Genomic DNA, 23,122 nt, shown 5'->3' on the forward strand with positions numbered 1-23,122 from the left:
GCATGGACGACATCGTCAGACAGGCCATGGCCAAGTGGCCCCACGTGCCGCACTGCTACGGCTGGCTGGGGCTGGACGCGCGCGGCCAGTGGTACCTGCGCGACGACCGCGCGCAGGCCCTGGGCGCGTTCGCCAGCGGCGCGCCGGGCGTTCGGGGCGCGCTGCTGCGGCACGAGAAGCTGATCGACTTCATCCAGCGCAACTACGAGGCCGACGCGGCTGGCCAGTGGTTCTTCCAGAACGGCCCGCAGCGCGTGTACGTCGAGCTGGAGGCCGCCCCCTGGGTCTGGCGCGTGCAGGGCGACGGCGCGGTCGTGTCGCACACCGGCCAGCCGGCGCGGGTGCGCGAGGTGCTGACCGACGAGGCCGGGCGCGTGTTCCTGGCGGCCGACCTCGGCCTCGGGCTGGTGCACACGCAGGACATGGCCCAGGTGGCCGACGCGGTGGAGCAGGGCCGCTGGACGCCCACGCCCGTGCGCGCGGCCGAGCTGCCGGCGCGCTTCGGCTACGTGCCGAGCCCGCAGGCGCGGCACGCGGCGTGAGCCGGCAGGCGTGCGATCGCTACTATTTTCATAGCTTCCGGCGCAACAGGGGTGCGGGCTGAAGCCTGAAATGCCATGAAAAAAGCCGGTCGGCGACCGGCTCTTCCATGGCGGCTGAGGCGCGGGCTACCTGGCCGCATCCACCATGTACTGGATGGCGGCGCGCAGTTCGTCGTCGGTGGCGGTCGTGGCGCCGCGCGGCGGCATGGCGCCCTTGCCGTTGATGGCCACCTTCAGCATGGCGTCCATGCCCTCCGCGATGTGCGGCGCCCAGGCCGCCTTGTCGCCGAACTTGGGCGCGTTGGCCACGCCGGCGGCGTGGCAGGCGACGCAGGCCTTGTCGTACAGCGCCTTGCCCGCGGCCGGATCGGCGGCGGGGGCGGCTGCCGCGACCACGGCGGGGGCAGGCGCGGCCGCGGGAGCCGGCGCGGCGGCGGCTGCGGGCGCTGCTTAAGGCGCCGCGGCGGCGGCGGCACCGCTGGCGGCGGGCGCCGCCGGCTCGGCGAACTTGCCGCCCGCGCTGTTGGCCATGTAGGCCACGGCGCGGCCGATCTCCACGTCGGAGAAGTTGCCGCCGCCCTGCGGCGCCATGGCGCCCTTGCCCTTGAGGGCCGAGGCCAGCAGCGCGTCGTAGCCCTGCTGGAGGCGGGCCGCCCAGTCGCCGGCGTCGCCCAGCTTGGGCGCGCCGGACACGCCGGTGGCGTGACAGGCCGTGCACTGGGCCTTGTAGACGGCCTCGCCGCCCTGCAGCGGGCGGTTGGCGTCGCGGATCTCGACCATGCCCACCTTCTGCAGCCGCTCGGCGATGGAGCGCTCGACGTCGGTGGCACCGGGCGCGGTCTTGTTGCCGGTGGTGACGTAGTACACCAGGCCGATGATGATGAACACCGGTATCACGAAGGCGGCAAAACTGACCCAGAAGAGCTGCTTGGGGGTCTTGATGGGGCCGGTGTGTGCTTCCTCGTGCGTGCTGTCGCTCATGGCGTCCTCGGGGCTCTGTCGTGGGTGGTCTGCAGGCGGTGCGCTGACGCGGCCCGGACCCTCTGGTTCCCAGCCCCGCTCGGCAACCGCCGATTATAGAGGCGCCACCTGGAGCGCCCGGGGCCGGCGCGGCCCCGTTCAGCCCGCGCCGGCGGGTGTTGCCGGAGGCTCCGTCCAGCCGCCGCCCAGCGCCTTGTAGAGCTGCACTTCGTTGGCGCGCTGCGCCAGGCGCACCTGGGCCAGCGCCTGCTCGGCGGCGAACAGCGAGCGCTGCGCGTCCAGCAGGTCCAGGTGGCTGGCGATGCCGTTGCGGTAGCGCAGGTCGGCCAGGCGGAAGCGGTCGCGCTCGGCCTCGGCCTGGGCCTGCAGGGCGCTCAGCTGGTCGGCCAGAGTGGCGCGACCGGCCAGGGCGTCGGCCGCCTCGCGGAAGGCCGCCTGGATGGCCTTCTCGTACTGCGCCACGGCGATCTCGCGCCCGGCCCGCGCGGCGTCCAGGTTGGCCTGGTTGCGGCCCATGTCGAAGATCGGCAGCGTGATGCCGGGCCCGAACGACCAGGCGCGGCTGCCGCCGGAGCCGAACAGCCCGTCCAGGTCGCTGCTGACGCGGCCCAGGCTGCCGGTGAGCGTGATGCGCGGGAAGAAGCTGGCGCGCGCGGCGCCGATGTTGGCGTTGGCGCCGATGAGCTGCTGCTCGGCGGCGCGGATGTCCGGGCGGCGCAGCAGCAGGTCGGACGGCAGGCCGGCCGGCACCTCGGCGAAGGCGGGCAGCGTGGCGGCCGGTGCCGCCGCGGCGCTGGGCTGGCCCGGGTCGGCCGGGGCCTCGGGGGCGGCCATGGCCGGCACGGGCGGGATCAGGTGCGCCGGCACCGGCTGGCCGACCAGCAGGGCGAGCAGGTTGATGTCCTGCGCGCGCAGGCGCTGCTGCTGCGCGCGGGTGGCCTGCGCGCTGGCGATCAGCGTCTCGGCCAGGCGCAGGTCCAGCGCCGAGGAGGCGCCGTTGTCGAAGCGCAGCCGGACCAGCCGCAGCGACTGCTCGCGCGTGCCCAGCGTGCGCTCGGCCAGGGCCAGCAGCTCGGTGTCGGTCTGCAATTGCAGCCAGGTGGTGATGACGCTGGCCACCAGGCTGATCTGCGCCGACTTGCGCGCCTCCTCGGTGGCGAGGTAGCTGGCCAGCGCCACGTCCTTCAGCGCGGCGACGCGGCCGAAGAAGTCGAGCTCCCAGGCCGACACGCCGATGCCCACGCTGTAGGTCGAGGCCACGCCGGGGCCGCCCGTCGCCGCGTAGGGATTGGGCGCCGAGCGCTGGCCGCTGGCCGTGGCGCCGAGGGTGGGGAACTGGTCCGCGCGGCGGATCTGGTACTGCGCGCGCGCCTGCTCGATGGCCTGCACCGCCACGCGCAGGTCGCGGTTGTGGGCCAGCGCCAGCCCGACCAGCTCGCGCAGCGCGGGGTCCTGCACAAAGTCCTGCCAGGGCAGGTCGGCGGCGGCCACGGCGGCGCCCGCGGCCTGGGCCCCGGCGCTGTCGGGCCAGTCGCTGGCCACGGGGGCGGCCGGGCGCTGGTACGTGGGAACGAAGGAGCAGCCGGCCAGCGCGGCGGCCAGCGCCAGCGCGCCCAGGCGCCAGGGGCCGCGCGCGGGCGGGGATGCGGCGGGTGCGTGCGTCATGAGCGATCCTTTGCGTTCGGGCCGGGGGTGCCCGTGCCGCCGTGCAGCGCGCGGCGTTCGTCCTCCGACAGGCCCTGCTCGGCGTCGTGCAGGTAGTGCTGGGCGGACTCGCCCGTGATGCCGGCCTGCGCCGCGTGCTCGGCGAAGCGCTCGCGCTGGCGCACCGAGCCCTTGAAGATGCCGCGCACCACGACGAAGAACAGCGGCACGAAGAACACCGCCAGCAGCGTGCCGACGATGATGCCGCCCATCACCCCGGTGCCGATGGCGCGCTGGCTGGCGGCGCCGGCGCCGCTGGCGATGGCCAGCGGCAGCACGCCCAGCGTGAACGCCAGCGAGGTCATGATGATGGGGCGGAAGCGCAGGTGGGCCGCCGCCAGCGCCGACTCCAGCGCGCCCATGCCCTGCGCCTGCAGGTCCTTGGCGAACTCGATGATCAGGATCGCGTTCTTCGCCGACAGGCCGATGATGGTGATCAGGCCGACCTGGAAGTACACGTCGTTGGCCAGGCCGCGCCCGGTGATGGCCAGCAGCACGCCCAGCACGCCCAGCGGCACCACCAGGATCACCGCCAGCGGGATCGACCAGCTTTCGTACAGCGCGGCCAGCGCCAGCACCACCGCCAGGATGGCGAAGCCGTACAGCACCAGGGCCTGGTTGCCGGCCAGCTTTTCCTCGCGCGACTGGCCGGTCCACTCGAAGCCGAAGCCCTCGGGCAGCTTGCCCGCCAGCTGCTCCATCTCGCGCATGGCGTCGCCGGTGCTGAAGCCCGGCGCGGCGCTGCCGGCCAGGCGCATGGCCGGGTAGCCGTTGTAGCGCACGGTCTGCGCGGCGCCGGTGATCCAGCGCGTGCTGGCGAAGGCCGACAGCGGCACCGCCTGGCCCTTGCCGTTGAGCGCGGTGATCCGCAGGATGTCCTCCGGCTGCATGCGCGCCGGCGCGTCGGCCTGGATGATGACGCGCTGCAGGCGCCCCTGGTTGGGGAAGTCGTTGACATAGGCCGAGCCCAGCGACGCCGCGATGGCGTTGTTGATGGCGGCGAAGCTCACGCCCTGCGCCGCGGCCTGGTCGCGGTGGATGTCCACCTGCAGTTGCGGCGCGTCCTCCAGCCCGTCGGGGCGCACGCCGACCAGCACCTTGCTCTGCATCGCCATGCCCATGAGCTGGTTGCGCGCGGCCACCAGCGCCTCGTGGCCCTTGCCGCCGCGGTCCTGCAGGCGGAAGGTGAAGCCGGAGCTGACCCCCAGTTCGGGAATCGGCGGCGGGCTGAGCGGGTAGATGAAGGCGTCCTTCACTCCCGAGAGCGCGCCCATCGTGCGCCCGGCGATGGCGTCGGCGCCGTGCGCGGCGCCCTTGCGCTCGTCCCAGGGCTTGAGCGACACGAACGCCAGCGCCGCGTTCTGGCCCTGGCCGGAGAACGAGAAGCCCATCACCGCCACCATGCTGGTCACCTCGGGCTGCTGGAGGATGAAGTCCTCCGCCTGCTCGACCACGCTCTGCGTGCGCTCCTGCGTGGCGCCCGGCGGCAGCTGCATGTTGACGATCATGTAGCCCTGGTCCTCCTGCGGCAGGAAGGACGTGGGCAGGCGCAGGTACATCCAGCCCACCACGGCGACCAGGGCCAGGTAGACCAGCATCAGCCGGCCGGCCCGGCGCAGCAGGCGCGCCACCACGGTCTCGTAGCCCTTGGCGGTGCGCGAGAAGCCGCGGTTGAACCAGCCGAAGAAGCCGCCCTTGTCGTGGTGGTGGCCGGCCTCGACCGGCTTGAGCAGGCTGGCGCACAGCGCCGGCGTGAGCGACAGCGCCATGAAGGCCGAGAAGAAGATCGACACCGCCATCACGGCCGAGAACTGGCGGTAGATGTTGCCCACCGAGCCCGAGAAGAACGCCAGCGGCACGAACACCGAGATCAGCACCGCCGTCACGCCGATGATGGCGCCGGAGATCTGGCCCATCGCCTTGCGCGTGGCCGCCAGGGGCGGCAGGCCTTCCTCGCTCATGATGCGCTCGACGTTCTCCACCACCACGATGGCGTCGTCCACGACGATGCCGATCACCAGCACCATGCCGAACAGCGTCAGCACGTTGATCGACATGCCGAAGGCCAGCAGCGCGCCGAAGGTGCCCAGCAGCGCCACCGGCACCACGATGGTCGGGATCACGGTGTAGCGCCAGTTCTGCAGGAACAGGTACATCACCAGGAACACCAGCAGCACCGCCTCCAGCAGGGTCTTGACCACCTCGGTGATGGAGATGCGCACGAACTCGGAGGAGTCGTAGGGGATCACCCACGTCATCCCCGGCGGAAAGTACCGCTGCAGCTCGGCCATGCGCTGGCGCACTTCCTTGGCCGCCGCCAGGGCGTTGCCGGTGGGCGAGAGCTGCACGCCCATGCCGGCGCCGGGCTTGCCGTTCAGGCGCGCGGCGGTGGCGTAGCTCTGCGCGCCCAGTTCGATGCGCGCCACGTCCTTCAGGCGCACCGCGCTGCCGTCGGCGTTGGCGCGCAGCACGATCTCGCCGAACTGCGCCACGGTGCCCAACTGGCCCGGCACCACCACGGTGGCGCTCATGCCCTGGCCCGCCGCCAGCGGCAGGTCGCCGATGGTGCCGGCCGCCACCTGGGCGTTCTGCTGCGTGATCGCGCTGGCCACGTCGGCCGGCGACAGGTTGAAGCCCTGCAGCTTGGCCGGGTCGATCCAGACCCGCATCGAGCGCTCGGCGCCGAACAGCTGCACCTGGCCGATGCCGGGCAGGCGCTGCAGCTCGGGCACCACGTTGCGCGACGCGTAGTCCGACAGGGCCGTCACGTCCGTGCCCGGATCGCTGGACGAAAGCATCACGAAGAGCAGGAAGTTGGAGCGCGACTTGTCCACCCGCACCCCCTGCTGCACCACCGTGGTGGGCAGGCGCGGGCTGGCGCGCGAGAGGCGGTTCTGCACATCCACCTGCGCCAGGTCGGCGTTGGTGCCCGGCTCGAAGCTGAGCGTGATGGTGCCGGTGCCGTTGGCCTGGGCCACCGATTCCATGTACGCCAGGCCCGGCGAGCCGTTCATCTCGCGCTCGATGACCGAGAGCACGGCGTCCTCCAGCGTCTGCGCCGAGGCGCCGGGGTAGGTGGCCGACAGCACGATGGTGGGCGGCGCCACGCTCGGGTACTGCGCCACCGGCAGTTGGGTGATGGAGAGGGCGCCCAGCACCAGCATGAACAGCGCGATGACCCACGCGAAGATGGGCCGGTCGATGAAGAACTTCGCCATGGCCTGGGGTTCCGGTCAGCGCGAGGCCGCCACAGCCGGCGCCGAGGCGGCCCGCGGCGCGCCGGATGCTCCTGATTCAGGAGCTGTTGGCGCAGAATTGGCGCGGGCTGCGGCCTGTTTTGGCTGCCAAGGCACGGGTTTGACCACCTTGGCGCCCAGCATCAGCTTCATGGCGCCTTCCACCATCACCTGCTCGCCGGGCCTGAGGCCCTCGGTCACGATCCACTGGCCGTCCTTGGCGCCGCCGATCCTGACCTGGCGCGGCGCCACCTGGCCGCCTTCGCCCACCACCACCACGCTGTCGCCCTGGCCGCCGCGGGTGACGGCCTGCTGTGGCAGCAGGATGGCGTTGTCCAACTGCGCCTGCTGCAGGCGCACGCGCACGTACATGCCCGGCAGCAGCAGGCCGCGCGGGTTGGGCACCTCGGCGCGCAGGCTGACCTGGCCGGTGCCCGGGTCCACCGTCAGGTCGGTGAACAGCAGGCGGCCGGGCTCGCCGTAAGGCTGGCCGTTTTCCAGCAGCACCTCCACGCGCGCCGCCTCGCCGCCGCCGGCGCGCGCCAGGCGGCCGGCCTGCAGGGACTCGCGCATCCGCAGCACCTCGGCCGCCGGTTGCGTGACGTTGATGTACAGCGGGTTGATCTGCTGGATCACCGCCAGCTGCGTGCCTTCCGTCTGGCTGACCAGCGCGCCCTCGGTCACCAGCGAGCGGCCGATGCGCCCCGAGATCGGCGCCGTCACCGTGGCGTAGCCGCGGTTGATGCCGGCGGTGCGCACGGCGGCCTGGCCGGCCGCCACCTGGGCCTGCCCCGCCTTCTCGGCGGCGACGGCGGCGTCGTACTCCTGCCTGCTGACGGCGTTGACGGCCACCAGCGGCTTGTAGCGCGTGGCCGTGGCGCTGGCCTGCGCCAGCTGCGCCTGGGCCTGGGCCAACTGCGCCTGCGCGCTCTGCAGCGCTGCCTCGTAGGGCGCGGCGTCGATCTGGAACAGCGTCTGGCCCGCCTTCACGTCGCTGCCCTCGGTGAAGACGCGCTTCTGCAGGATGCCGGTGGCGCGGGCGCGCACCTGCGCGACGCGCGAGGCTTCCAGCCGGCCGGGCAGCTCGGTGCTCAGGCTCACGGTGCCGGGCTGCACGGTGACCACGCCCACCTCGGGCGGCGGCGGCGCCGCGCCGCCCGGCCCGCCGGCCTGCGGCCCGGCGTCCTTCTTGTCGCCACAGGCGGCGAGCGCCAGCGCCAGCAGGGCGACGGCCGCCGCGGGGCGCAGGCGGCGGGGCAGCGGGGAGAAGTCGGCTCGGAATTCGGGCATGGTGGGTCTCGATCGAAAAGGGATGGCCTGAGGCACGCACGGCGCCGAGGGCAGCGCGCCCAGGCGTTGACCAGGGTCAATTTCCTGACGGCCGACGGCCGCCGCATTGTACATACATTCTTGAATGTATGTGTTAAAGTTTCCCACCATGCCGACCGCCGCTTTTCCCATCCTGGCGCCATGATCCGCCGCACCAAGCAGGATGCCCAGGCCACCCGCAGCGCGCTGCTGGACGCGGCCGAGCGCGTGTTCCTGCAGCGCGGCGTGTCGCGCACCTCGCTCAACGACATCGCGCAGGCCGCGGGCCTGACGCGCGGCGCGGTGTACTGGCACTTCAAGGACAAGGCCGACCTGTTCAACGCCATGCTGGAGCGGGTGACGCTGCCGCTGGAAGCCGAGCTGGCGGGTCTGTGCGAGGGCGGCTGCGACCCGATGCGGACGCTGCTGGAGCGCCTGCGCGGCTCGATGCGCCAAATCGCGCAGGACGAGCAGACCCGGCGTGTGCTGACCATCGCCACCATGATGGTCGAGCACGTCGAGGACCTGGGCCCCGTGCGCGAGCGCCACGTGCAGGTGGACCGCGCCAACGTGCGGCGCATGCAGGACGCGTTCGAACAGGCCGCCGCGCGGCGCGGCCTGGCGCTGCCGGGGCCGGCGGCGCAACTGGCTCGCGGCTTCTACGCCATGGTGCACGGGCTGGTCTACGGCTGGCTGCTCGACGGCGGGTTCGACCTGGAGGCGACCGCCGACACGGCCATCCGCGCCTACCTGCGCGGCATCGGCCTGGACCCCGCGCCGGCGGGGGCGCCGTAGCCCATCCTGGGGACCGCGCCCGTTTCTAGGATAATCACGTGTTTCCTGATTTACGCGGCTGTAGCTCAGTGGATAGAGTATCGGCCTCCGAAGCCGAGGGTCGTGGGTTCGATCCCCGCCAGCCGCGCCAGATCCAGCGACGAAAGCCTTGGCTTGCGCCAAGGCTTTTTTTGCGTCCTTATGCTACTTAATATATAGCTTGCGGCGCTTTATTCACGCTGGTTGGAGGCCAAAAAGATCAAAAATGATGTCGTGGTCGCCGGCGGGCAGCGGCTCACACCGGCAGCGCGGCGGACGAGCCCAGTGCCGGGTCGTCCTTCTTCGAATCCAGCGCCATCGCAAGGTCCAGCCCCAGCGCCTTGGCCACGCCGGCGCCGTAGGCCGCATCGGCCGCGTGGCAGTTGCGGATGTGGCGGAACTTGACGAACCCGGGCGCGTCGCCCATGGCGCGGGCGGTGTTGCCGAACAGCGCGTCCTGCTGCGCCGGCGTCATCAGGCGGAACAGCTTGCCGGGCTGCTCGAAGTAGTTGCTGTCGTCGTGGTTGAAGTTCCAGTGGTCGGCGTTGCCCGTGATCTTCAGCGGCGGCTCCCGGTAGCCGGGTTGCTGCTGCCATTGGCCGAAGCTGTTGGGCTCGTAGTGCAGCGCGCCGCCGTAGTTGCCGTCGACACGGCCCTGGCCGTCGCGGTGGTTGCTGTGCACCGGGCAGCGCGGCGCGTTGACGGGGATCTGGTGGTGGTTCACGCCCAGCCGGTAGCGCTGCGCGTCGGCGTAATTGAACAGGCGCGCCTGCAGCATCCTGTCGGGGCTGGCGCCGATGCCGGGCACCAGGTTGCCGGGCGCGAAGGCGCTCTGCTCGACGTCGGCGAAGAAGTTCTCGGGATTGCGGTTGAGCTCGAACTCGCCCACTTCGATCAGCGGGTAGTCGGCGTTGGGCCAGACTTTGGTCAGGTCGAACGGGTGCAGGCGGTACCGGTCGGCCTCCAGTTCGGGCATGACCTGGATGTACATCGTCCACTTGGGGAAGTCGCCGCGCGCGATGGCGTCGAACAGGTCGCGCTGATGGCTTTCGCGGTCCTGGCCGACCAGGGCGGCCGCCTCGGCGTCGGTGAGGTTCCGGATGCCCTGCTGGGTCTTGAAGTGCAGCTTGACCCAGAAGCGCTCGCCCCGCGCGTTGATGAAGCTGTAGGTGTGCGAGCCGAAGCCGTGCATGTGGCGGTAGCTGGCCGGGATGCCGCGGTCGCTCATGACGACGGTGACCTGGTGCAGCGCCTCCGGCAGCAGCGTCCAGAAGTCCCAGTTGTAGGTGGCCGAGCGCAGGTTGGTCCTCGGGTCGCGCTTGACGGCCTTGTTCAGGTCCGGGAACTTGCGCGGGTCGCGCAGGAAGAACACGGGCGTGTTGTTGCCCACCATGTCCCAGTTGCCCTCCTCGGTGTAGAACTTGAGGGCGAAGCCGCGGATGTCGCGCTCGGCGTCGGCCGCGCCGCGCTCGCCGGCCACGGTGGTGAAGCGGGCGAACATCTCGGTCTTCTTGCCGACCTGCTCGAACAGCCTGGCGCGGGTGTACTGGGTGATGTCCTGCGTCACGGTGAAGGTGCCGAAGGCGCCCGAGCCCTTGGCGTGCATGCGCCGCTCGGGAATCACCTCGCGCACGAACTGGGCGAGCTTCTCGTTCAGCCACACGTCCTGCGCCAGCAGCGGGCCGCGCGGACCGGCGGTCAGGCTGTCCTGGTTGTCGGCCACCGGGGCGCCGAAGGCGGTGGTGAGGTGGGTCACGGGGCAGCGCTTGGCGTCATCGGTCATCGTGGGCTCCTGAGGGGTGGAAGGGCGGTCGGGGCGCCGCGATCGGCGGCCGACGGATGAATGTTAGCCAACGAATATCAAGCCATGAATTCGATAGTATTTATTGGGCTCATAGCCTGTGCGCATCGCCCCGGCCTGCGCGGGCGCGTGCACCTTCAGGGCGCGGGCGCGGCCAGCTCGGACACGCGGCGCGGCGTGCCGATGGGCGCGGTGGCCTGGCCCTGCTGCACCGCCTTCATGTCCTGCTCGCTGGGCAGCAGGCCGGCCAGCCAGTAGTCCATCACGCGGCGCACCAGCGGCGCGGCGTGGGCGGCGCCGAAGCCGGCGTTCTCGACGATGGCGGCGACGGCGATGCGCGGGCGCTCGGCGGGGGCGAAGGCGATATAGAGCGAGTGGTCGCGCTGGTGCTCGGCCAGCTTGCTGGCGTTGTAGCGGCTCTTCTGGCCGATGGTGACGGCCTGCGCCGTGCCGGTCTTGCCGCCGGACAGGTAGGGCGCGCCGGCGAACACGCCGCGCGAGGTGCCCTCCTGCGTGACGCCGACCATGGCGCGCTGCACCAGGGCCACGTGCGCCGGGTTGTAGCCCAGGTTCTGCCCGGGCGGCGGCGGCACGTCGGCGAAGCGCTGGGTCAGCGGGTCCTGCCGTGCCTTGACCAGGTGCGGCGTGTGGCGCACGCCGCCGGCCGCGACGGTGGCGGTGGCGCTGGCGAGCTGCACCATGGTGAAGTTGTTGTAGCCCTGGCCGATGCCCAGCGAGATGGTCTCCCCGGCGTACCACTTCTGCTGCTCGGGGCGGCGGTAGGTGGTGCGCTTCCACTCGGTCGAGGGCAGCACGCCGCGCGTCTCGCCGGGGATGTCGATGCCGCTGGCCTGGCCGAAGCCCAGCGGCTTCATGAAGTCGTGGATGGCGTTCACGCCCATCTCGTTGGCGAGCTGGTAGTAGTACACGTTGCTCGACTTGACGATGCTGCGGTAGAGGTCCACCGGCCCCAGCGCGTGGCCGGAGCGGAAGGTGTGGCCGCCGAAGGTCCAGGAGCCGCCGTCCAGGGTGATGCTGCCGGGCGCGCGCTTGCCCGTTTCCAGCGCCGCCAGGCCCATGAAGGGCTTGTAGGTGGAGCCGGGCGGGTAGGTGCCCCGCAGGGCGCGGTTGAGCAGCGGCTTGTCGATGGATTCGTTCAGCTCGGCCCAGCTCTCGTGGTCGATGCCCTCGACGAACAGGTTGGGGTCGAACGTGGGCTTGCTGACCAGGGCCAGCACCTCGCCGTTCTGCGGGTCGATGGCCACCAGCGCGCCGCGGCGCTCGCCGTACAGGTCCTCGACCAGCTTCTGCAGCCGGATGTCGATCGACAGCCGGACCGAGTCGCCCGGCGTGGCCGGGTGGCTGGCCAGGCGCCGCACCGCGTGGCCGCCGGCGGAGGTCTCCATCTGCTCCACGCCGGTGGTGCCGTGCAGCACGCGCTCGTAGCTGCTTTCCACGCCCAGCTTGCCGATGTAGTCGGTGCCGCGGTAGTTGGCGGCGTCGTCCGACTCTTCGATGCGCTCCTTCTCGCGCTGGTTGATGCGGCCGATGTAGCCCACCACGTGCGCGCCGGCTTCGCCCTGCGGGTAGGTGCGGAACAGGCGCGCCTTGATGTCCACGCCCGGAAAGCGGTAGCGCTGGGCGGCGAAGCGCGCCACCTCCTCGTCCGACAGGCGCATGCGGATGGGCAGCGACTCGAAGCTGCGCGAGTCCTCCTGCAGGCGCCTGAAGCGCCGCCGGTCGCGCGCCGTCACCTCCACCACCTGGCCGATGGCGTCGATCGTCTCATCCAGCGGGCGGCCGGTGCGCGCGGGCGTGATCTCCAGCGTGTAGGCCTTGTAGCTGGTGGCCAGCACCACGCCGTGGCGGTCGAGGATTTCGCCCCGGTTGGGCACGATGGGCACCACCGCCGTGCGGTTGGTCTCGGCCTGCCGCGCCAGGTCGTCGTGGCGCACCACCTGCAGCACCACCAGCCGCCAGCCCAGCAGCCCGAAGGCCAGCAGCACCACCAGCGCGACCGCCACCAGCCGCACGCGGAAACGCGCCAGATCGGTCTCGACGTTGCGCAGCTTGGTCATGTGGGAAGTGTTCGACGTAAAACTATCAAAATAATAGCTTTTGGCGAAGTATCCACGCGGGATAGAGCCGAAAAATATTGAAAATCATCACAACGGCCGGTTGGCGTCCGGATTGGGCGCGCGCCGCTGGGGCGCCAGCAGCAGCGCGCCGATGATGGGCCACAGCGCCGACTCCAGCGCCGGCGCCAGCAGCACCTGCCAGCCGGGGAACTCCGCGCCGCCGATCAGCCGCAGCACGATCGCGATGGCGTGCGCCGCCGCGAACAGCGGCAGCAACTGCAGCGCCTGCCCCGGCACCGAGAACCACAGGATGCGCCGGTGCGCCATGATGGCGAAGTAGATCAGCACCGTGTAGGCCAGCGCGTGCTGGCCCAGCAGCGAGGCCTGGTGCACGTCCAGCATCAGGCCGAACGCGAAGGCGGCGGTCAGGCCCACGCGCCGCGGCTGATGGATGCTCCAGAACACCAACACCACGGCCAGGAAATCCGGCATCCACAGCACGCGCCCCAACGGCAGCAGATCGAGCATCAGCGCCGCCAGCAGGCTGCCCCAGATGAAGCCGGGGCTGGCTGGCAGCAGCAGCGGCTGGCCGCGCGGCATGATCATGAGCGGCCTCCCCGCGCGGCGCGGCCCGGCCGCGAGGCGGGCGCCGACGCCGCCTCGGCCGGCGCGGCGCCGACGGCGGCCGTCGGCGCGAGGTCGCCCACCGGCTCCAGCACCATCACGTGCGCCACGCCCTGCAGCCGCGCCAGCGGCTGGCAGCGGATGCGGGAAAAGCTGGAATCGCCGCGGCGATCGACGCTGGCCACGCGCGCCACCGGCAGGCCCGGCGGGTACACGCCATCGACCCCGCTGGTGGCCAGCAGGTCGCCTTCCTTCACGTCCTCGGCGGTCGACATGTAGCGCAGCTCCAGCATGCCGCCGTGCAGCGCCGGGTCGCCGTAGGCCACGCTGCGGGTGCCGGTGCGCGTGTTCACCACCGGGATCACCTGCTCGCGGTCGATCAGCAGCGTGATCTCGCTGCCGAACGGGTAGACCCGCGTCACCTGGCCCAGCACGCCCGATTCGTCCAGCACCGGCGAGCCCGGCTGGATGCCCTGCAACTGCCCCTTGTCGATGACCACGCGCCGGCTGTAGGGGTCGGTGGCGTCGTACAGCACCTGCGCCATTTTGGCGGGCACCTGCACGCGCTCGCGCAGCGCCAGCAGCTCGCGCAGGCGGGCGTTCTCCAGCAGCAACTGCTCCACCTGCCCGGCGCGCTGCGACTGCTCGGCCAGCTTCAGGCGCGCGGCGGACTCGGTTTTGCGGGCGGTCTTCAACTCGGTCAGGTAGCCGGCCAGCTCCTGGATCATCTGCACCGGCTGCAGCGCCAGCCACTGCGCGGGGTACAGCACCGTGGCGATGGCCGCGCGCAGCGGCTGAACGACGTGCAGGCGCGCGTCGGCCACCATCAGGAACAGCGCCAGTGTGCTCAGCAGCATCAGCCGCGACAGCGCCGACGGCTCCTGCTTGAAAAAGGGCGGCGGCGTGCGGTCGAGCGTTTCGAGCGGCATGGCGGATCAGCGCATCCGGGGCCCATCAGTGTCCCTGGGCGCGAAGGGCCGCGGAGCAGGCCATGCCAGCGCGCCCGTGGCCGGGGTTTCCCCGGCCAGTGGGTGCATCCCCTTGAGGGGAAGGCGCGCCAGCGCCTCAGGGGTGGGCGTCATTCATTGGTGAAGATGCTGCCCAGGCGGTCCATGCGCTCCAGCGCCAGGCCGCAGCCGCGCACCACGCAGGTCAGGGGCTCCTCGGCCACCAGCACGGGCAGGCCGGTTTCCTCGGCCAGCAGGCGCTCCAGGTCGCGCAGCAGGGCGCCGCCGCCGGTCAGCATCATGCCTCGCTCGGCGATGTCGGCGCCCAGCTCGGGCGGGGTTTCCTCCAGCGCCTTCTTCACCTCGGAGACGATGCTGTTGAGCGGCTCGGTCAGCGCCTCGAGAATCTCGTTGCTGCTGATGGTGAAGCTGCGCGGCACGCCCTCGGAGAGGTTGCGGCCCTTGACCTCCATCTCCTTGACCTCGCTGCCCGGGAAGGCGCTGCCGATCTGCTTCTTGATCGCCTCGGCCGTCGGGTCGCCGATCAGCATGCCGTAGTTGCGGCGGATGTAGTTGATGATGGCATCGTCGAACTTGTCGCCGCCCACGCGGGCCGAGCCCTTGTAGACCATGCCGCCGAGCGAGATCACGCCCACCTCGGTGGTGCCGCCGCCGATGTCCACCACCATCGAGCCGCTGGCCTCGCTCACCGGCAGGCCGGCGCCGATGGCGGCGGCCATCGGCTCCTCGATCAGGTACACCTCGCTGGCGCCCGCGCCCAGGGCCGATTCGCGGATGGCGCGGCGCTCGACCTGGGTCGAGCCGCAGGGCACGCAGATGATGATGCGCGGGCTGGGCCGGAACAGGTCGCGCGGGTGCACCATGCGGATGAACTGCTTGAGCATCTGCTCGGTGACGGTGAAGTCGGCGATCACGCCGTCCTTCATGGGCCGGATGGCCTCGATGTTGCCCGGCACCTTGCCCAGCATGGCCTTGGCCTTGCCGCCGACGGCCTGAATGGTCTTCTTGCCCTGCGGGCCGCCCTCGTGGCGGATGGCCACCACCGAGGGCTCGTCCAGGACGATGCCCTTGTCGCGCACGTAGATCAGGGTGTTGGCGGTGCCCAGGTCGATGGCCAGATCGGTGGAGAAGTACCGACGGAAAGCTCCAAACATGAAAGATCCTTCTGGGGGGCGCCGGCCGGCACCTGTCGCCGCCGCCCCTCGTGCGATGTGTTCTGTGCGATTTAGGCGTGGATTTCGCGCAAATACGGCCATTTCGCAGCCGTTTCAGCAAAGGCAGGATAATACCGCATCGCCCTTCCGGCACTGGGCCGGCGCGCGGGCGGAAAGTTCGATTTACACCTGGTTTCCACGTCTTTTTTCATGTCCCTGACCCCCACAGACATCGACCGCATCGCGCACCTGGCGCGGCTGGCGCTGCCCGAGCAGCAGCGCGAGCGCATGCTTACCCGGCTGAACGGCTTCTTCGGCATCGTCGAAACCATGCGCGCCGTGGACACCCAGGGCGTCCTGCCGCTGGCCCACCCCCTGGCCGCCATCCAGGACGTGCAGCTGCGCCTGCGCGAAGACGTGGCCAGCGAGCCCGACCAGCGCGAGGCCAACCAGCGCAATGCCCCGGCGGTTGAAGCCGGCCTGTTCCTGGTGCCCAGGGTGATCGAGTGATGGCCGCCGCCCTGCATGACCAGACCGTGGCGCAACTGGCCGCCGCGCTGCGCGCGCGCGAGGTGTCGGCCGTCGAGCTGGCGCGACACTTTCTGGGCCGCATCGAGCGCCACGCCGGCCTGGGCGCCTTCCTGGCCACCGACGAGGCCGTGACGCTGGCCCAGGCCCGGGCCGCCGACGCTCGCCTGACCCAGGGCGGCGCGCCGCTGCTGGCCGGCGTGCCGCTGGCGCACAAGGACATCTTCGTCACCCGCGACTTCCCCACCACCGCCGGATCGCTGATGCTGAAGGGCTATCGCTCACCGTTCGATAGCGCGGTCGTCAGCAAGCTGGCGGACCAGGGCATGGTTTGCCTCGGCAAGCTCAATTGCGACGAGTTCGCCATGGGCTCCAGCAACGAGAACTCCGCCTACGGCCCCGCGCGCAACCCGTGGAACCCCGGCCGCGTGCCCGGCGGCTCGTCGGGCGGCAGCGCCGCCGCCGTGGCCGCGCGGCTGGTGCCCGCCGCCACCGGCACCGACACCGGCGGCTCCATCCGCCAGCCGGCCAGCTTCTGCGGGCTTACCGGCATCAAGCCCACCTACGGGCGTGCCTCGCGCCACGGCATGATCGCCTTCGCCTCCAGCCTCGACCAGGCCGGCCCCATGGCGCGCACCGCCGAGGACTGCGCGCTGCTGCTGTCCAGCATGTGCGGCCCCGACCCCGACCGCGACGCCACCTCGCTCGACGTGCCTGCCGAGGACTTCACCCGCGCGCTGGACGGCCGCCTCGACGGCCTGCGCATCGGCGTGCCGCGCGAGTTCTTCGGCGAGGGCCTGGCGTCCGGCGTCCGCGCCGCCATCGACGCCGCGCTGGCCGAGCTGGAGAAGCTGGGCGCCCGGCGCGTGGCGATTTCGCTGCCGCGCACCGAGCTGGCCATCCCCGTCTACTACGTCATCGCGCCGGCCGAGGCCAGCTCCAACCTGGCGCGCTTCGACGGCGTCAAGTTTGGCCACCGCGCCAAGGACTACGCCGACCTGGAGGACATGTACAAGAGGACCCGCGCCGAGGGCTTCGGCGATGAGGTGCAGCGCCGCATCATGACCGGCACCTATGTCCTCTCACACGGCTACTACGACGCCTACTACCTGCAGGCGCAAAAGCTGCGCCGCATGATCGCCGACGACTTCCAGCGCGCGTTCCAGGATTGCGACGTCATCGCCGGCCCCGTGGCGCCCACCGTGGCCTGGGCGCTGGGCGCACACGGCCAGGACCCGCTGGCCGACTACCTGGCCGACATCTACACCCTGCCTGCCTCGCTGGCCGGCCTGCCCGGCATGAGCGTGCCGGCCGGCTTCGGCGAGGACGGCCTGCCCGTCGGCCTGCAACTGATCGGCAACTACCTGCAGGAAGGGCGACTGCTCAACGTGGCGCACCGCCTGCAGCAGGCCACGGACTTCCACCTCCGCGCCCCGGAGGGTTTCTGACATGACCGCCCCGAAACTGATCCAGGGCTACGAGGTCGTCATCGGCTTCGAGACGCACGCCCAGCTGCGCACGCAAAGCAAGATCTTCAGCCGCGCCGCCACCGCCTTCGGCGCCGAGCCGAACACGCAGGCCTGCGCGGTGGACCTGGCCCTGCCCGGCACGCTGCCGGTGATGAACCGCGAGGCGGTGCAGTGCGCCATCAAGCTGGGGTTGGCCCTCGGCTCGCGCATCGCGCCGCGCAGCGTGTTCGCGCGCAAGAACTACTTCTACCCCGACCTGCCCAAGGGCTACCAGATCAGCCAGTTCGAGATCCCGGTGGTGCAGGGCGGCGAGGTGTCGTTCTTCCTGGGCGAGGAAAAGAAGACCGTGCGCCTGGTGCGCGCCCACCTGGAGGAAGACGCCGGCAAGTCGCTGCACGAGGAGTTCCACGGCATGAGCGGCATCGATCTGAACCGCGCCGGCACGCCGCTGCTGGAGATCGTCACCGAGCCCGACATGCGCTCCAGCGCCGAGGCGGTGGCCTACGCCAAGGAGCTGCACAAGATCGTCACCTGGATCGGGGTGTGCGACGGCAACATGCAGGAAGGCTCGTTCCGCTGCGACGCCAACGTGTCGGTGCGCAAGCCGGGCCAGTCGCTGGGCACGCGCCGCGAGATCAAGAACCTGAACAGCTTCAAGTTCATGCAGCAGGCCATCGACTATGAGATCCGCTGGCAGATCGAGGAGATCGAGGACGGCCGCGCCATCCAGCAGGCCACCGTGCTGTTCGACCCCGACACCGGCGAGACGCGCGCCATGCGCACCAAGGAGGACTCGGCCGACTACCGCTACTTTCCCGACCCGGACCTGCCACCGCTCTGTATTTCAGAGCAATGGATCGAGGAAACACGCGGGCTGATGCCCGAATTGCCTCGAAAAATGGCCGAACGCCTGGTCACCGACCACGGCTTGCCCGAATACGACGCCACCACGCTCACCCAGAGCCCGGCGATGGCCGCGTACTTCGAGGCCGCCGCGCGCGCCAGCGGCGCGCCGAAGCTGGCCAGCAACTGGATCATGGGCGAGGTGTCCAAGCGCCTGAACGCCGAGGAGATCGGCATCGACGCCGCCAAGGTGCCGGCCGCCCAACTGGCCCGGCTCATCGGCCGCGTCCAGGACGGCACCCTCAGCAACGCCGCCGCGCGGCAGGTGTTCGACGCGCTGTGGAGCGGCGAAAGCGGCGACGTGGACGCGCTCATCGAGGCCAAGGGACTCAGGCAGATGAACGACACCGGCGCGCTGGAAAAAATCATCGACGAGGTGATCGCCGCCAACCCCGGCAACGTGGAACAGTTCAAGGCCGGCAAGGACAAGGCCTTCAACGCCCTGGTCGGCCAGGTGATGAAGGCCAGCCAGGGCACGGCCAACCCGGCGCAAGTCAACGCGCTGCTGCGCGCGCGGCTGGGGGCCTGAGGCTCAGCGCTTGTCGCCGGTGGCGCTGGCCGCCTTGGCCTGCCACAACTGCCGCAGGCGCGCCGCCTCCTCGTCGAAGGCGGCGTTGATGCGGCCCTGCTCGACCTGCTGGCCGGCGATGGCGCGGCGCTGCGCCTGCAGGGCTTCGGCGTTGTCCTCGATGCCGCGGCGCACCCGGCCGGGCGCCCTGGACGGGTCGCGCCGGTAGAACTCCATCTCGTCGTCGAGCGCCTTGCGCTCGCCGGCCAATTCGGCGATGCGCGCGGTGGCCGCATCCACCACGGCCTGGGTCTGGGCCAGGGCGGCGCGCCGCGCGGCGTCGTGCGCGGCCGCGTCGGGGTAGCGGGTGATGAGCGCCTGGTCGCGGCGGATCATGTCGCGCGCCCGCTGGCGCGACAGCGCGGCCTCGCGCTTGCGCGCCTCCTGGGCTTCGCGCTCGGCGGTGCTCAGCGTCGGCTCGATCACGCGCCGGGTGGTGCCGCTCCGGTTGAGTTCGCGCTGTTCGCGGTCCAGGCAGGCCAGGATCGGCCGGTCGGCGCTGAGGCGGCGCCCCTGCGCGTCCACGCAGGTGTAGATGCCCTGCTGCGCGCCCGCCGGGCCGCCGGCCAGCAGCAGTCCCGCCAGGACGGCGAGGGACGGCGGGCGGCGGGGCGGCGGCGGCGGGCTTTTCATGGGGCGGCGGACTCATCGACGCCGTAGCGGGCGCGGTAGGCCGAGACGGCTTCGTAGTGCTGCAAAAATTGGTCGGTCGCGCCGAGATGGCGCAACAAGTGGGCCAGTCTGGCGATGGCGCACACCTGCAGGCCCAGCTCGTCGCGGACATGGTTCACGGCGCTCCAGGAAACGTCCTGGCCGTTCTCGGTCGCCTTCTCCTGCCGGTCCAGCGCGATGACCACGGCGTGCGGCGTGGCGCCGGCGGCGCGGATCAGGGCGATGGACTCGCGCACCGCGGTGCCGGCCGAGATCACGTCGTCCACGATCAACACCCGCCCGCGCAGCGGCGCGCCCACCAGCGTGCCGCCCTCGCCGTGGTCCTTGGCCTCCTTGCGGTTGTAGGCGAAGGGCTTGTTCACGCCCAGGCGTGCCAGCTCCACCGCCACCGCGGCGCCCAGCGGAATGCCCTTGTACGCAGGGCCGAAGATGACGTCGAACTCGATGCCCGAGGCCAGCAGGGCGCGCGCATAGAATTGCGCCAGCCGCCCCAGCTTGGCGCCGTCGTCGAACAGGCCGGCGTTGAAGAAATACGGCGACAGCCGCCCCGCCTTGGTCTTGAACTCGCCGAAGCGCAGGACCCCGGCCTCGATGGCGAACTGCACGAAGTCCTGCGCCAGGCGGTCCTCTTCTTGGGCCGCCGCTTGCGGTGCGTTCATTGGAGACATCCCCTTGTTCAAGCTGACCAGCCTCAACCTCAATGGCATCCGCTCGGCCGCCACCAAGGGCGTGGAAGCGTGGCTGGCGCAGCACGCGCCGGATTGTATTTGCGTGCAGGAGATCAAGGCGCAGATGCCCGATCTGCGGGGCCGCTTCGAATCGCTGGCCGGCCTGCGCGGGCACTTCCACCTGGCCGAGAAGAAGGGCTACTCGGGCGTGGGCATCTATACCCGCCACGAGCCCAGCGACGTCATCGCCGGCTACGGCTCGCCCGAGTTCGACGCCGAGGGCCGCTACCTGGAGGCGCGCTTCGACACGCCGGGGCGCAAGTTCTCGGTCATCAGTTGCTACTTTCCCAGCGGCTCCTCGGGCCCCGAGCGGCAGGAGGCCAAGTACCGCTTCCTGGCCGAGTTCTACCCCGTGCTGCACCGCCTGAAGGGCGAGCGCGAGTTCATCCTGTGCGGCGACGTGAACGTGGCGCACCAGCAGATCGACCTGAAGAACTGGAAGAGCAACCAGAAGAACAGCGGCTTCCTGCCCGAGGAGCGCGCCTGGGTCGGCCGCGTGATCGACGAGCTGCAGCTGGTGGACGTGTACCGCCGCCTGCGGCCCGACGCCACCGGCGAGTCCTACACCTGGTGGAGCAACCGCGGCCAGGCCTACGCCAAGAACGTGGGCTGGCGCCTGGACTACCACCTGGCCACGCCCGCCACCGCCGCCACGGCGCGCCGCGAGTCGATCTACAAGGACCAGAAGTTCTCGGACCACGCGCCGATCACCATCGACTACGATTTCCCGCTGGCCTAGTATTCTTCAAGATTGATAGCTGCTGGCGCAATACCCGCGCTGGCTGACGCTTGATTTCATTCAATAAACCGAGTGTTCCCGCCGTGACCGCCTCCACCGCTCTCCTGCATTACCAGACCGTGCCGGTCACCCCCTTCGCGCAGAACTGCTCCATCGTCTGGTGCGGCGCCACGCGCGAGGCGGCCGTCATCGATCCCGGCGGCGACCTGCCGCGCATCGAGGCGGCCGTGGCGGCGCTGGGCGTTCGGCTCACGCAGATCTGGCTCACCCACGCGCACATCGACCACGCCGGCGGCACGGCCGAGCTGAGCCGGCGCCACGGCCTGCCCATCGTCGGCCCGCACCCGGCCGACCAGTTCTGGATCGACGCGCTGGCCGAGCAGGGCCGCATGTTCGGCTTCCCGCCCGCCGAGGCGTTCACGCCCACCCGCTGGCTGCAGGACGGCGACACGGTGCAGGTGGGCGAGTGCGCGCTGGCGGTGCGCCACTGCCCGGGCCACACGCCGGGGCACGTGGTGTTCCATGCGCCGCGGATCGCCCGCGCCTTCGTCGGCGACGTGCTGTTCGCCGGCAGCATCGGCCGCACCGACTTTCCGGGTGGCAACCACCGGCAGCTCATCGACAGCATCGCCGGGCGCCTGTGGCCCATGGGCGACGAGACGGTGTTCATCCCCGGCCACGGGCCGGAGAGCACGTTCGGCGAGGAGCGCCGCCACAACCCCTACGTGCGCGGGACCTGAAGGCGTCCTGCTCCCGAGCGGGAATACATGAGAAAAATCGGGCTTGAGCCCGCGCCCATCATGCGCGTGTAGCTACGAAATATGTAGTGATTGCCGCAGACCAAGCCGACGGCGCGTGAATAATAGCCAACGATGAAAATGCACACGATCACCCGCCCGCGCGCCAGCCCCAGGGGTGCGGCCCTTGTCTGACGCCGCCGTGCCCCGGCCTTCCTGGCGGGCGTCGCTCCGGGTCTACCTCGCGCCCGCCAGCCTGCGCATGCTGACGCTGGGCTTCTCCGCCGGCCTGCCGCTGCTGCTGGTGCTGGGCACGCTGTCGTTCCGGCTGCGCGAGGCGGGCATCGACCGCTCCACCATCGGCTACCTGAGCTGGGTCGGGTTGGCCTACGGCTTCAAGTGGGTGTGGGCGCCTTTGGTCGACCGCCTGCCGCTGCCGGGCCTGACCGGCTGGCTGGGGCGGCGGCGCAGCTGGCTGCTGATGGCGCAACTGGGCGTGGCTGCGGGCCTGATCGGCATGGCGCTGGCCGATCCGCGCGTGTCGCTTACGGCGGTGGTGTGGTGCGCGCTGGCGGTGGCCTTTGCTTCGGCCACGCAGGACATCGCGCTGGACGCCTACCGCATCGAATCGGCCCCGACCGAGCAGCAGCCCGCGCTGGCCGCCAGCTACCAGACCGGCTACCGCCTGGCCATGATCTGGGCCGGCGCCGGCGTGCTGTGGCTGGCCGCGCGCGCGCAGGGCGCGCAGGCGGGCTACGACGACCACGCCTGGCGCACCGCCTACCTGGCGATGGCCGCGTCGATGGTGGTGGGCGTGGTGACGGTGCTGCTCGCGCGCGAGCCGGCGCGCGCGCCGCTGCCGCCGGCGCGCGGCGCGCGCGAGTGGCTGCGCGGCGCGCTGGTCGAGCCGTTCGCCGAGTTCTTCCGCCGCTACCGCTGGCAGGCCGCGCTGGTGCTGGCGCTGATCGCCGTGTACCGCATCAGCGACGTGGTGATGGGCATCATGGCCAACCCCTTCTACGTCGACATGGGCTACACCAAGGACGAGGTGGCGGCCGTGACCAAGGTGTACGGCGTGGCCATGACGCTGGCCGGCGCCTTCATTGGCGGCGCGCTGGCGCTGCGCGTGGGCGTGATGCGCGTGCTGATGCTGGGCGCGCTGCTCAGCGCCGCCACCAACCTGGCCTTCGCCTGGCTGGCCGGGGTGGGGCACAGCGTGCCGGCGCTGATCGTCGTGGTGTCGGCCGACAACCTGGCCTCGGGCATCGCCTCGGCGGCGTTCGTGGGCTACCTATCGAGCCTGACCAACGTCAGCTACTCGGCCACGCAGTACGCGCTGTTTTCCTCGCTGATGCTGCTGCTGCCCAAGTTCATCGCCGGCTTCTCGGGCGACTACGTCAACGCCTTCGGCTACGCCGGCTTCTTCACCGCCACGGCGCTGCTGGGCCTGCCGGTGCTGCTGCTGGTGGCACTGGCGGCGCGCGCGGCCGGTGAGGGATGCCGGGTAGGCGGGGCGTTGATGCTATTTATTCAATAGCTGTTCGCACATGATCCATGCGGGCCAACGGG

Annotated in this window: 18 protein-coding genes, 1 tRNA gene and 1 pseudogene; 9 read left to right on the forward strand and 11 right to left on the reverse strand. The window is 71.0% G+C overall.

Annotation, left to right across the window (positions count from 1 at the left end):
- The first annotated feature begins 2 nt into the window (after positions 1-2).
- Positions 3-542, forward strand: coding sequence for a DUF2946 family protein (locus IPG65_RS07660; protein WP_293188637.1), 540 nt, complete (start codon positions 3-5; stop codon positions 540-542).
- 126 nt (positions 543-668) lie between these two features.
- Here IPG65_RS07660 and IPG65_RS07665 read toward each other — a convergent pair.
- The 4 genes and pseudogenes from IPG65_RS07665 to IPG65_RS07680 form a co-directional block, all read right to left on the reverse strand.
- A pseudogene (locus IPG65_RS07665) lies at positions 669-1,523 on the reverse strand (c-type cytochrome).
- A 138-nt stretch (positions 1,524-1,661) separates the two neighbouring features.
- Positions 1,662-3,188 (reverse strand): efflux transporter outer membrane subunit, encoded by a 1,527-nt coding sequence (locus IPG65_RS07670; protein WP_293188638.1) that lies wholly within the window; start codon positions 3,186-3,188, stop codon positions 1,662-1,664.
- Positions 3,185-6,445: an efflux RND transporter permease subunit gene (locus IPG65_RS07675; protein WP_293188639.1), complete on the reverse strand. Its 3,261-nt coding sequence runs from the start codon at positions 6,443-6,445 to the stop codon at positions 3,185-3,187. The genes IPG65_RS07670 and IPG65_RS07675 overlap by 4 nt, the downstream gene beginning before the upstream one ends.
- A gap of 15 nt (positions 6,446-6,460) precedes the next feature.
- On the reverse strand, positions 6,461-7,753 hold the full coding sequence (locus IPG65_RS07680; protein WP_293188640.1) for an efflux RND transporter periplasmic adaptor subunit: 1,293 nt from the start codon (positions 7,751-7,753) through the stop codon (positions 6,461-6,463).
- Positions 7,754-7,933: 180 nt separating this feature from the next.
- Between IPG65_RS07680 and IPG65_RS07685 the strand changes: the two genes are divergently transcribed.
- Together IPG65_RS07685 and IPG65_RS07690 are read left to right on the forward strand one after the other, a co-directional pair.
- Positions 7,934-8,566, forward strand: coding sequence for a TetR family transcriptional regulator (locus IPG65_RS07685; RefSeq protein ID WP_293188641.1), 633 nt, complete (start codon positions 7,934-7,936; stop codon positions 8,564-8,566).
- A 54-nt stretch (positions 8,567-8,620) separates the two neighbouring features.
- Positions 8,621-8,696 (forward strand) — tRNA-Arg (locus IPG65_RS07690).
- A 144-nt stretch (positions 8,697-8,840) separates the two neighbouring features.
- On the opposite strand, the gene IPG65_RS07695 is transcribed toward IPG65_RS07690, so the two are convergent.
- From IPG65_RS07695 to IPG65_RS07715, 5 genes are all read right to left on the reverse strand, one after another.
- Positions 8,841-10,367: a catalase gene (locus IPG65_RS07695; RefSeq protein ID WP_293188642.1), complete on the reverse strand. Its 1,527-nt coding sequence runs from the start codon at positions 10,365-10,367 to the stop codon at positions 8,841-8,843.
- Between the two features lie 155 nt (positions 10,368-10,522).
- Positions 10,523-12,463 carry a penicillin-binding protein 2 gene (gene mrdA / locus IPG65_RS07700; protein ID WP_293188643.1) on the reverse strand — a complete coding sequence of 647 codons (1,941 nt, stop codon included), beginning with the start codon at positions 12,461-12,463 and terminating at the stop codon, positions 10,523-10,525.
- Positions 12,464-12,550: 87 nt separating this feature from the next.
- The gene (gene mreD, locus IPG65_RS07705) at positions 12,551-13,069 is read right to left on the reverse strand and encodes a rod shape-determining protein MreD (RefSeq protein WP_293188644.1); all 519 of its coding nucleotides are present in this window, start codon (positions 13,067-13,069) and stop codon (positions 12,551-12,553) included.
- Entirely contained in the window at positions 13,066-14,016 is a 951-nt protein-coding gene (gene mreC, locus IPG65_RS07710) for a rod shape-determining protein MreC (RefSeq protein ID WP_293188645.1), read from the reverse strand. Before mreC ends, mreD begins: the two co-directional genes overlap by 4 nt.
- Positions 14,017-14,165: 149 nt before the next feature.
- Positions 14,166-15,209: a rod shape-determining protein gene (locus IPG65_RS07715; protein ID WP_293188646.1), complete on the reverse strand. Its 1,044-nt coding sequence runs from the start codon at positions 15,207-15,209 to the stop codon at positions 14,166-14,168.
- Between the two features lie 210 nt (positions 15,210-15,419).
- On the opposite strand from IPG65_RS07715, the gene gatC reads away from it, so the two are divergent.
- Genes gatC through gatB form a run of 3 tightly spaced genes read left to right on the forward strand, consistent with a single transcriptional unit; the run spans position 15,420 to position 18,638 of the window.
- Positions 15,420-15,719, forward strand: a complete 300-nt coding sequence (gatC, locus tag IPG65_RS07720) for an Asp-tRNA(Asn)/Glu-tRNA(Gln) amidotransferase subunit GatC (protein ID WP_293188647.1) — start codon at positions 15,420-15,422, stop codon at positions 15,717-15,719.
- Positions 15,719-17,185, forward strand: a complete 1,467-nt coding sequence (gene gatA, locus IPG65_RS07725; RefSeq protein WP_293188648.1) for an Asp-tRNA(Asn)/Glu-tRNA(Gln) amidotransferase subunit GatA — start codon at positions 15,719-15,721, stop codon at positions 17,183-17,185. Before gatC ends, gatA begins: the two co-directional genes overlap by 1 nt.
- A 1-nt stretch (position 17,186) precedes the next feature.
- Positions 17,187-18,638 (forward strand): Asp-tRNA(Asn)/Glu-tRNA(Gln) amidotransferase subunit GatB, encoded by a 1,452-nt coding sequence (gatB, locus tag IPG65_RS07730; protein ID WP_293188649.1) that lies wholly within the window; start codon positions 17,187-17,189, stop codon positions 18,636-18,638.
- A 3-nt stretch (positions 18,639-18,641) separates the two neighbouring features.
- Here gatB and IPG65_RS07735 read toward each other — a convergent pair whose 3' ends face one another.
- Both IPG65_RS07735 and pyrE read right to left on the reverse strand, forming a co-directional pair.
- Positions 18,642-19,310 (reverse strand): DUF4124 domain-containing protein, encoded by a 669-nt coding sequence (locus IPG65_RS07735; protein ID WP_293188650.1) that lies wholly within the window; start codon positions 19,308-19,310, stop codon positions 18,642-18,644.
- Complete coding sequence (gene pyrE, locus IPG65_RS07740; protein WP_293188651.1) at positions 19,307-20,008, reverse strand: orotate phosphoribosyltransferase; 702 nt, start codon at positions 20,006-20,008, stop codon at positions 19,307-19,309. The genes IPG65_RS07735 and pyrE overlap by 4 nt, the downstream gene beginning before the upstream one ends.
- 13 nt (positions 20,009-20,021) lie before the next feature.
- Between pyrE and IPG65_RS07745 the strand changes: the two genes are divergently transcribed.
- The 3 genes from IPG65_RS07745 to IPG65_RS07755 all read left to right on the forward strand — a co-directional run bounded on the left by IPG65_RS07745 (position 20,022) and on the right by IPG65_RS07755 (position 23,090).
- Complete coding sequence (locus tag IPG65_RS07745) at positions 20,022-20,816, forward strand: exodeoxyribonuclease III (protein WP_293188652.1); 795 nt, start codon at positions 20,022-20,024, stop codon at positions 20,814-20,816.
- Positions 20,817-20,899: 83 nt separating this feature from the next.
- Positions 20,900-21,556, forward strand: coding sequence for an MBL fold metallo-hydrolase (locus tag IPG65_RS07750; RefSeq protein ID WP_293188653.1), 657 nt, complete (start codon positions 20,900-20,902; stop codon positions 21,554-21,556).
- Between the two features lie 259 nt (positions 21,557-21,815).
- Entirely contained in the window at positions 21,816-23,090 is a 1,275-nt protein-coding gene (locus IPG65_RS07755) for an MFS transporter (protein WP_293189998.1), read from the forward strand.
- Positions 23,091-23,122 lie beyond the last annotated feature (32 nt).

It is taken from the genome of Ottowia sp. (assembly GCF_016703145.1).
Classification (GTDB): Bacteria; Pseudomonadota; Gammaproteobacteria; order Burkholderiales; family Burkholderiaceae_C; genus Ottowia.